The organism is Bradyrhizobium sp. S69, from assembly GCF_009766005.1.
In the GTDB taxonomy this organism is placed as follows: Bacteria; Pseudomonadota; Alphaproteobacteria; order Rhizobiales; family Xanthobacteraceae; genus Bradyrhizobium.
Genome location: NZ_LMUK01000037.1, coordinates 78556 through 79052, shown reverse-complemented (window position 1 = coordinate 79052; position 497 = coordinate 78556). Strand labels below are relative to the sequence as shown.

Here is a 497-nt window from a genome sequence, read left to right as displayed (position 1 = left end):
CGACAAGGACGTACCGCAAGTCGGCGATATCCTGCGGGGGAAGAAGTGAATTCCGATCGAGGCCGCTTGCTTCACCTCTCCCCGCCGGGGAGAGGTCGGCTGCGCAGCAGCCGGGTGAGGGGTCTTCAATCCAATCGAGGCGTGCCCTCGATCATTTCGAGGACGCCCTCCAAGTTTTCGTACACGTCTGTATTGGTAACGCGGACAATGTGGAACCCGCAGCCCTCGAGTACATCTGACCGGACTTTGTCTCTCGCCAATTCGGACGGTTCAGCGTGTGTCATGCCGTCCACTTCGACAATCAGCTTTCCGTCCAGCGTCACGAAGTCGACTATGTATCGGTCGATCGAGTGCTGGCGGCGAAACTTCCAGCGCGCCAATCGTCGATTGCGCAATGCCTGCCAAAGCTTGGCTTCGGCACTCGTTTGTGACACCCGAAGGCTTCGAGCTCTGGCCTTGAACTTGTCCATCCCCCTCACCCGGCTGCTGCGCAGCCG

Annotated in this window: 1 protein-coding gene; it reads right to left on the bottom strand. The window is 59.6% G+C overall.

Annotated features, from left to right (window positions below):
* Positions 1-125: 125 nt before the first annotated feature.
* The coding region (locus GSQ88_RS14790) for an endonuclease domain-containing protein (RefSeq protein ID WP_349628220.1) at positions 126-497 on the bottom strand (372 nt) is incomplete at its 5' end.